We start from the raw sequence: 7,372 nt of genomic DNA, 5'->3' as shown, positions 1-7,372 counted from the left end.
CCTGCGCGGCCAGCAACACCATCCTGGCCCGCTGCACATGCCCCGCCGGCGCCGCCGATGACCGCGTCAACTCACGCAACCGGCCGCCATCACCGGGACGCAGGACCAACGCCGCAGCAACAGACATGCCGCATTGTCTCGCACCCAACTGGTCAAACCACTTCAGACACGCGACACTAGACGTGTAGATACATCCCCCGGCACGAGGTGCGTCCGATTTCAGCTCACCGGCTCGGATGAATGACCCCGAGGACTCGACGTATTGCTGAGGCGACGTCGATAGCAACGTCGGTGGGTGAATAACCGTCTTGAATCCAGGGTCTATCGTTTGAGACCCAGACGCTCCGGATACCCACTGCCACCGCTCCTGCGATGTCGGCGTGCGGCGAGTCGCCGATCATCCAGGCACCGCGAAGTGAAAGCCCCGCCATTTTTTCTGCCGCGTAGAAAATCTCTGGAGCGGGCTTCTTGTGGCCCACTTCTTCCGAGACGACCCACCCATGAACGATCCGATCGAGTCCGGTGTTACGGATTTTAGTTTCCTGCTGCACTGTATCGCCGTTAGTGACGATTACGCAAACCCAACCACGTTCGCGCGCCGCAATTAATGCGTGCTCAGTCGACTTCTCCAAGACGACGCGGTCGGCGCCCCCGTTGTCGAGAAGGGCGCGTACGGCACCGTCGGATACAGCGTCCCCGTACCTTTCGGCCATCGCCGAAGCGACCAGATCACACGGGGTGTAGCCACTGGCATCGACGGCCACGATCCATGCAAGATCGGTGTCGGGTAAGCCGTGCTCGGTGAGGAACGCGGCCACAGCATGACGGAAAGCCGCATCGCGGTCCACCAGGGTGTTGTCGAGATCCGTCAGCATGAGTGGCATAGGGGCAGTATAGGTGACAACGCCATTGTCCTGTGCCCAAGGCGGACTGAACAACCTCGGCCTGACCCTGCGGCAGGTGCGGCGGTTCGAGGAGGCGATCGCCGCCCACCAGCAAGCCGCCATCATCTTCCGGGAGATCGGCAAACTTCTAGATCAAGCTTCGTCCCGCGTTTGTGCTGGAACGCTCTATGCGCGCGGACTGGGGATTTAGGGTGCGATGCATGAGCGGGACACCGGTTTCGGTCAAGCCGGATTTCGTCTGGACCTGCAGCTCTACGGCCTGGAAGGCAGCCAGCACGGCCTTGCTGTAGTGACCGTCTGCGAATAATGCGCCCGCCGCCTGCGATACGGTGGGATGCATCCCACCGATCTCAACCCGCCGATCAGCGGGCGCAGGCCGAGTCATAACCGGCTCGATCTCGGCCGTCACGCGCTGGGCGGATGCCGGCAATCCACGTTGGCTGTGATAAGTCACCCGTGTCGCTCGATATAGCTTGGCCTTCCCTGAGGGAAGGCGCTGCTCGATCAGATCCCCGTCTTCGAGATCCGTATCGAGCGGGAATGTAGCCACCTTGGCGGACATCAGAGGGGTCTGCTGCACCGATAGGTGACAGTTCAAGTCACGCGGCCTGAGTGGCCGGTGGGGTCATGATGGTCTCGTACTCGATGGGGGTCAACCGGCCGAGGGGCCGCTGGCGGCGTCGGCGGTGGTAGGTGCGTTCGATCCAGGTCACGATCGCGATGCGTAGCTGCTCGCGGGTGGTCCAGGTGCGTCGGTTGAGGACGTTGTTTTGCAGCAGCCCGAAGAACGATTCCATGGCGGCGTTGTCGCCGGCTGCTCCGACACGGCCCATGGAACCGAGCAGCCGGTGGCGGTGCAGAGCAGCGACGAATTTCCTTGATCGAAATTGCGACCCGCGGTCGGTGTGTAGAACGCAGCCGGTGAGGTCGCCGCGTCGGGCGGCGGCGTTGTCCAGCGCGTTGACGGCCAGGCGGGACTTCATCCGGGAGTCGATGGAGTAGTCGACGATCCGGTTCGACCACACGTCCTTGATCGCGCAAAGGTAGAGCTTGCCCTCACTGGTGGTGTGGTGTTCGGTGATGTCGGCCAGCCACAACTGGTTCGGTCCGTCGGCGGTGAAGTCCCGTCGCACCAAGTCGTCGTGCACCGGTGGGCCGACCTTGCCGCCCCTGCCCCGCCGTTTGCGCTTGCCGAACGCCGACCACCAGCCGTTGCCGGAGCAGATCCGCCACGCCGTCCGGTCAGCCATCGGCTGCCCGGCCGCGGCGGCCTCGTCGGCCAGGAACCGGTAGCCGAACTCGGGGTCTTCGCGGTGGGCGTCGAACAGTGCGTCCGCCCGGTAGGCGGCCGCGTACTCGGCCGGGGTGACGGGCTGGTGCAGCCACCGGTAGTAGGCCTGGCGAGCGACTTTGAGTACCCGGCACGTCACCGCGACGGGGATCCCGTCGGCGGCCAGCTCACTCACGAGCGGGTAGAGCCTTTTCCCGGCAGGTTCGCCTGGGACAGGTAGGCGGCGGCGCGGCGCAGGACCTCGTTCTCCTGCTCCAGCAGCTTGTTACGGCGTCGCAGCTCCCGCAGCTCTGCCGACTCGCTGCGGGTCACGCCCGGCTTGTCGCCGGCCTCGACATCGGCCTGACGCAGCCACTTAAACAAGGTCATCGGGTGCACCCCGAAGTCCTTGGCGATCTGCTCGACCGTCACACCCGCGTCGCGGTTGCGGGCCACACGCACGACGTCGTCGCGGAACTCTCGGGGGTAGGGCTTGGGCACGGTGACATCCTTCCAGCCCGCCTGAACGGCAAGCCATCTCAGGTGTCACCTACTGGTGCAGCAGACCCATGGCACGGCGGTGTCGACGGTGGCGCACTCTCGGATCGCGGTGGAAACCCATCTCATCCCGGGCCTCGGCCGAACGAAGCTTGACCGGCTGAGCGCCCGCGATGTCCAAAGGTTCCTGGCGTCGCTGCGGGAAGGAATGGCACCTGCCAGCATCGTGAAGCTGCACGCGGTTCTGCGGGTCGCCCTGAGCGACGCCGAGGGGTACGACTGGGGCGAGGAACGTAGCGAAGGCGGCCAAGCCACCGCCGCTCGGCCGCCAAGAACGACGGGCGCTGACGCCGCAGGAGGCGAAGGCACTTCTCGATGTGATGGTGGGTGATCGGTTGGAGCCGCTGTTCACCCTGGCGATCTCGACTGGCCTACGCCGCGGCGAGCTGCTGGGACTGCGCTGGGCGGACATCGACATGGATGCCATGGCGCTGTTCGTTCGGCAAACGCTCCAGCGAGTTGATGACCGGCTGATGTTCCTGCCGCAGAAGACGCACCGTTCCGCCCGGCCGCTCCGCTGTCGGCGACCGGCTAACGCGCGTTGACCGCTCAGCGAGTCACCCAGGCGAAGGACCGCCTGGCCGCCGGGGAGCTGTGGGAGGACTACGGTCTGGTGCTCACAAGCTCCGTTGGTACCCCAATGGAGCCGCGCAACGTCAATCGTCGATTCCAGCAGCTGCGGGAAGCGGCCGGACTGGACTGGCTGCACCTGCACGATCTGCGGCACGCCTACGCGACGTTCCTCCTCGATCGGGGCGAGGAGCTGCGCACCGTCATGGACCTGCTCGGACACTCGACCTACCGCTTGACAGCGGACACCTACGGCCACGTCCTACCGAGTCGGGCGCGATCGGCCGCGAAGGCGATTGACGACGTGCTGGGAGGTGAGTCGGCGTGACCCTGGGCTGTACGGATGGCTGCCTTCGCAACATGATAGTTGGGAGTTTGCCTTGTGCCCGAAGGAGTCACAATGCGAACCGGGCGGGCACGGCCGCCGGTAACCCGATGCGGCTACGCCGATCGTCTTGATGCCCTCGTCCGACGCAGGCCTGGGCGCCGCCGCGCAGGACGGGGCCCCTGCTGCCTGGGTTGACGTTCGCCAACGAGATAGCGTGACATCGTGACGACGCCTGCAGGACTGCTCGACCTCGCCGAAACCGAACGCCTGGCTGCTCTAGGCGGGCTAGATGCGCGGACGCAGGGCACCCTCGGCCAGTTCTTCACGCCAGCGGCGGCATCGGCCCTGGTTGCATCGTTACCCCGGCTACCGAAGTCGGGTTCACTGCGTGTGTTGGACCCTGGAGCGGGGTCGGGGATGCTCACAGCAGCACTCGTGGCTCGGGTGCTCGCTGACCGTCCCGACATCTCCGTTCACGTCGTCGCGGTCGAGTGCGATGAGAGTGTGCTCCCACACCTCCGGGCCACGCTGGATGCATGTAAGGCGGCCGGACAGGGACGAATCACTGCGGAGGTCATCGAGGCCGACTTCATCCTCGCGGCCACCGCTCATGGGGCTGACCATCGCCTGACCGGGTTCGATCTCGTCATCCAGAATCCTCCCTACGGTAAGTTGGCTATTACCAGCCCGTATCGACAGGCGGTGAAGCGCACGAGCGTGGACGCCCCAAACCTGTACGCGGCATTTCTCGCACTCTCGGTTGGTGCTCTGCAGCCCGCTGGCCAGTTGGTGGCCATCACCCCGCGCTCGTTCTGCAACGGGCCATACTTCGGTGAGTTCCGGCGGTACCTGCTCGACCATCTCGCGCTCGACCATGTCCACGTCTTCGAATCCCGCTCTAAAGTGTTCGCCGACACCGGCGTCCTTCAGGAAAACGTGATCTTCTCCGGTACTCGCGAAGGCAGGCGCGACGGGGTCACGCTCTCGGTCAGCAGCGGCCATCACGACCAAGTCACTACTCGTGAAGTGCCGTACGGCGACGTCGTCCATCCCACTGACCTACACCGCTTCATCCGACTCACAACAAATGCGGACGATACTTCCGTGGCCGAGCGAATGCTTGCGCTTCCGCGCTCCTTGCGAGACCTAGGAATTGAGGTTTCGACAGGTCGCGTAGTGGACTTCCGATCGCGCTCAGCTTTGTATACTGAGGATCCCGGTGGGGCGTTCCCGCTCATCTATCCGGGCAACATTCACGGGGGCAACCTCCAGTGGCCGCGCGCAATCCGGAAAGCACAGTACTTCAGGCCGACTGAACCGAAGGAAAAATCACTGTTGCTTCCCGAAGGCTGGTACACGATTGTCAAACGGTTCAGCGCAAAGGAAGAGCGGCGACGGATCGTTGCGTCGGTTTGGTCTCCGAGCGAGACTCCTGGCCCTGTCGCCTTCGAGAACCATCTAAACGTGTTTCACATCAAAGGCGACGGGCTGGATGAGCAAATCGCGCGCGGACTCAGCGTGTGGTTGAACTCGTCACTCGTGGATCGGTTCTTCCGCACCTTCTCGGGGCATACGCAGGTCAATGCCACCGACCTGCGAACGCTGCGCTTCCCACAACAGGACTCGCTGCGACGACTGGGGGAACATGAGTCGCCGACCGACCAGGCCGACATCGACGCGCTCGTCTCGGACGTCGCGGCGGGGCCAGCATGAACGACGAAGCTATCGAGCAGGTTGAGAAAGCCCGCACCGTGCTTAAGGTGCTCGGCATGGATGCCGAAAGAAGCAATGAACGCAGCGCCCTGACACTTCTGGCGCTCCTCGGCCTTGAGCCAGGGCAGGCGTGGAGTGAGGCAGCTAATCCCATGCTCGGAACGCGAGCGATCATGGATTTCATTCGGGATGTGTACGAGAAAGAGTACGCGCCCAATAGTCGCGAGACCATTCGGCGCTTCACCCTTCACCAGTTCGCCGAGGCGTATCTCATCATCCAAAATCCGGACCAGCCCGACCGCCCCGTGAATTCTCCGAAGTGGAACTATCAGATCCCCACCGAAACGTTGGGTGTAATCCGGACATACAAGACTGATCACTGGGATTCTGCGGTAAATGAGTACCTCGCCGCTGTGCCGGGATTGAAGGCTAAGTACGACGCTGTCCGGGAGATGGATCGCATCCCGCTGACCTTGCCAGGAGGCGTGGAGTTCACCCTCTCGCCGGGAGGTCAGAATGTGCTCCTGAAGTCGATGGTCGAAGACTTCTGCCCACGGTTCACGCCTGCCGGCGAGGTGCTCTACATCGGCGATGCGGGCGACAAGTGGGCGCTGTTCGAGAGAGACCGACTAGCAGGTCTCGGCATCACGGTGGACAAGCACGGCAAGATGCCCGATCTCGTAGTCTATTTGCCCGATCGGAACTGGCTCGTACTCATGGAGGCGGCCAGCTCTCACGGCCCCGTCGACTCCAAGCGGCACAGCGAGCTGGCGACGCTTTTCGCTGCCTCTACTGCGGGGCTCGTCTATGTGTCGTGCTTTCCGAACCGCGCAGAGTTCAGGAAGTATGTCACCGCGATCGCTTGGGAAACCGAGGTCTGGTGCGCCGACCACCCAACACACATGATCCACTACAACGGCGAGCGCTTCCTCGGCCCGTACCGTTGAGATTGCAGTGTTCCAGGTGGACCACCGACTCTTTGACTGCGCCGCCGCACCGGATCTTGTCCGGAAGATTCACGCCATTTCGTATCAGAAGCCATGCAACTACGGACAACAAAAGTGGGCTCCGTCGACAATACTCAACGGAACCCAACTAATGTTTGACTCTAATTAGGAACGGATGCGCCTGACTTCACGACGAAAGTGACTCCCTTGTCGTCGGCACCGATATAGAGCTCGAAGAACTCGATCGCTGCTACTCTGACTCGGGCTTCACGGTCGCGCGGTGACTCCCCTTCCCGAGAATCGACGTACCAACTCTCCCCGGACGGGTAGTACTTCCCATCCTCGTGTTCCCAGAGGTCTCCGCCAAGGACGACTAAGAGCCTGGTAAATAAGGGTTTCAGGTGTGTTGGTGGCGGGCGAGGCGGCGGGTCATGATGATGATCATGGCCCATTGGACCATCGCGGCGTGGTGTTGCGGGAGGCGTTCGTAGTCGCGGACGGTGCGTCGGGATCGGTTGATCCAGGAGAACGTCCGCTCGACCGCCCACCTGCGGTGCAGGACGACGAAGGTGGTCTGCCCGGCCAGCTTGGCCACGATCTGCAGGGTGAGTTTGAGTTGTTCGGTGGCCCAGGTGACGAGTTTGCCGGTGTAGCCCGAGTCGGCCCAGACCACCCGGATACCGGGGAAGCAGGCGTGCAACGCCCAGAGCAGTGGTCGGGCACCGTCGCGGTCCTGCACGCCGGCGCCGGTGATGAGGACCGCGAGTAGCAGCCCGCAGGTGTCGACCGCGATATGGCGTTTGCGGCCGTTGATCTTCTTCCCGGCGTCGTAGCCGCGGCTGGACCGTGCGACGGTCTGCGCGCCGCGTAGCGACTGGGAGTCGACCAGTGCCGCAGTGGGTTGCGCGTCGCGTCCTTCGGCTTGCTGGCGGACCTGTTCGCGCAGGTGGTTGTGCATCCGGTTCAGGGCGCCGTCGGCGGTCTAGTGTCGCGTGTCTGAAGTGATTTGACGAGTTGGGTGCGAGACAATGCGGCATGTCTGTTGCTGCGGCGGCGTTGGTCCTGTGTCCCGGTGATGGCG

Annotated in this window: 9 protein-coding genes; 4 read left to right on the top strand and 5 right to left on the bottom strand. The window is 63.4% G+C overall.

Annotated elements, in window-relative coordinates; all coding sequences use genetic code 11:
* Nucleotides 1-224 precede the first annotated feature (224 nt).
* The 3 genes from ABD287_RS17940 to ABD287_RS17930 all read right to left on the bottom strand — a co-directional run bounded on the left by ABD287_RS17940 (nucleotide 225) and on the right by ABD287_RS17930 (nucleotide 2,676).
* Nucleotides 225-884, bottom strand: a complete 660-nt coding sequence (locus tag ABD287_RS17940; protein WP_344174641.1) for an HAD family hydrolase — start codon at nucleotides 882-884, stop codon at nucleotides 225-227.
* Between the two features lie 148 nt (nucleotides 885-1,032).
* Entirely contained in the window at nucleotides 1,033-1,467 is a 435-nt protein-coding gene (locus ABD287_RS17935) for a TIGR02391 family protein (protein WP_344174639.1), read from the bottom strand.
* A 37-nt stretch (nucleotides 1,468-1,504) separates the two neighbouring features.
* Nucleotides 1,505-2,676, bottom strand: a protein-coding gene (locus ABD287_RS17930) for an IS3 family transposase (protein ID WP_344174637.1) whose coding sequence is annotated in 2 segments (ribosomal slippage) — nucleotides 1,505-2,389 and nucleotides 2,392-2,676 — 1,170 coding nt in all. Because the reading frame shifts where the segments join, the coding sequence is not laid out codon by codon here.
* A 392-nt stretch (nucleotides 2,677-3,068) separates the two neighbouring features.
* Here ABD287_RS17930 and ABD287_RS17925 point away from each other — a divergent pair.
* From ABD287_RS17925 to ABD287_RS17910, 4 genes are all read left to right on the top strand, one after another.
* Nucleotides 3,069-3,278 (top strand): tyrosine-type recombinase/integrase, encoded by a 210-nt coding sequence (locus tag ABD287_RS17925; protein ID WP_344174635.1) that lies wholly within the window; start codon nucleotides 3,069-3,071, stop codon nucleotides 3,276-3,278.
* Entirely contained in the window at nucleotides 3,275-3,631 is a 357-nt protein-coding gene (locus ABD287_RS17920) for a tyrosine-type recombinase/integrase (RefSeq protein ID WP_344174633.1), read from the top strand. Before ABD287_RS17925 ends, ABD287_RS17920 begins: the two co-directional genes overlap by 4 nt.
* A 222-nt stretch (nucleotides 3,632-3,853) precedes the next feature.
* Nucleotides 3,854-5,344 (top strand): Eco57I restriction-modification methylase domain-containing protein, encoded by a 1,491-nt coding sequence (locus ABD287_RS17915; protein WP_344174631.1) that lies wholly within the window; start codon nucleotides 3,854-3,856, stop codon nucleotides 5,342-5,344.
* Entirely contained in the window at nucleotides 5,341-6,291 is a 951-nt protein-coding gene (locus ABD287_RS17910; RefSeq protein ID WP_344174629.1) for a BsuBI/PstI family type II restriction endonuclease, read from the top strand. The genes ABD287_RS17915 and ABD287_RS17910 overlap by 4 nt, the downstream gene beginning before the upstream one ends.
* A 161-nt stretch (nucleotides 6,292-6,452) precedes the next feature.
* Here the strand turns inward: ABD287_RS17910 and imm40 are convergent, their stop codons facing one another.
* On the bottom strand, nucleotides 6,453-6,743 hold the full coding sequence (imm40, locus tag ABD287_RS18665) for an Imm40 family immunity protein (RefSeq protein WP_486352065.1): 291 nt from the start codon (nucleotides 6,741-6,743) through the stop codon (nucleotides 6,453-6,455).
* Entirely contained in the window at nucleotides 6,689-7,258 is a 570-nt protein-coding gene (locus tag ABD287_RS17905; protein WP_344174643.1) for an IS5 family transposase, read from the bottom strand. Before ABD287_RS17905 ends, imm40 begins: the two co-directional genes overlap by 55 nt.
* Nucleotides 7,259-7,372 lie beyond the last annotated feature (114 nt).

The sequence above is a fragment of the Pilimelia columellifera subsp. columellifera genome (genome assembly GCF_039532605.1).
Classification (GTDB): domain Bacteria; phylum Actinomycetota; class Actinomycetes; order Mycobacteriales; family Micromonosporaceae; genus Pilimelia; species Pilimelia columellifera.
The sequence above is the reverse complement of the archived record's forward strand: the minus strand, read 5'-3'. Positions and strand labels throughout refer to the sequence as shown.